Genomic DNA, 849 nt, shown 5'->3' on the forward strand with positions numbered 1-849 from the left:
ATCGGGAAGACAGGATTCGAACCTGCGACACCTTGGTCCCAAACCAAGTACTCTACCAAGCTGAGCTACTTCCCGTGTTGCAAATATATTGTATCAATGCACCCTAGAGGATTCGAACCTCTAACCGCCTGATTCGTAGTCAGGTACTCTATCCAGTTGAGCCAAGGGTGCTATATTAAATTAATGCCGAGGACCGGAATCGAACCGGTACGGTGATCACTCACCGCAGGATTTTAAGTCCTGTGCGTCTGCCAGTTCCGCCACCCCGGCTAAGGTGTATTTAAAGCGAACGACGAGGTTCGAACTCGCGACCCCCACCTTGGCAAGGTGATGTTCTACCACTGAACTACGTTCGCAATTGATGCCGGCTACATGACTTGAACACGCGACCCTCTGATTACAAATCAGATGCTCTACCAACTGAGCTAAGCCGGCTACCTATCAGGTTTAAATTGGCTAAAACCTAATCATGCGGATGAAGGGACTTGAACCCCCACGCCGTAAAGCGCTAGATCCTAAATCTAGTGCGTCTGCCAATTCCGCCACATCCGCGTATGACCCGTGCTGGGCTCGAACCAGCGACCCATTGATTAAAAGTCAATTGCTCTACCAACTGAGCTAACGAGTCATCATACTATTTTTTTAAACAAATAAAATTGTTCAAACGGTCCCGACGGGAATCGAACCCGCGATCTTCGCCGTGACAGGGCGACGTGATAACCGCTACACCACGGGACCATTATTATGGGAGTTAACGGGTTCGAACCGCTGACCCTCTGCTTGTAAGGCAGATGCTCTCCCAGCTGAGCTAAACTCCCAATATTCGCTTGGCACCTACCATATCTCACA

Annotated in this window: 9 tRNA genes; all 9 read right to left on the reverse strand. The window is 49.7% G+C overall.

Annotated features, from left to right (window positions below):
- Position 1: 1 nt before the first annotated feature.
- A tRNA-Pro gene (locus tag BG261_RS03570) sits at positions 2–75 on the reverse strand.
- A gap of 22 nt (positions 76–97) precedes the next feature.
- Positions 98–171: transfer RNA gene (locus BG261_RS03575), tRNA-Arg, on the reverse strand.
- 13 nt (positions 172–184) lie between these two features.
- Positions 185–270: transfer RNA gene (locus BG261_RS03580), tRNA-Leu, on the reverse strand.
- A 14-nt stretch (positions 271–284) separates the two neighbouring features.
- Positions 285–356, reverse strand: a tRNA-Gly gene (locus BG261_RS03585).
- A gap of 6 nt (positions 357–362) precedes the next feature.
- Positions 363–435 (reverse strand) — tRNA-Thr (locus BG261_RS03590).
- Positions 436–470: 35 nt separating this feature from the next.
- Positions 471–552 (reverse strand) — tRNA-Leu (locus BG261_RS03595).
- 3 nt (positions 553–555) lie between these two features.
- Positions 556–628: transfer RNA gene (locus tag BG261_RS03600), tRNA-Lys, on the reverse strand.
- 37 nt (positions 629–665) lie between these two features.
- Positions 666–738: transfer RNA gene (locus tag BG261_RS03605), tRNA-Asp, on the reverse strand.
- Positions 739–745: 7 nt separating this feature from the next.
- Positions 746–818: transfer RNA gene (locus BG261_RS03610), tRNA-Val, on the reverse strand.
- Positions 819–849 lie beyond the last annotated feature (31 nt).

Origin of the sequence: Floricoccus tropicus (assembly GCF_001832905.1) — a bacterium.
Lineage (GTDB): Bacteria > Bacillota > Bacilli > Lactobacillales > Streptococcaceae > Floricoccus > Floricoccus tropicus.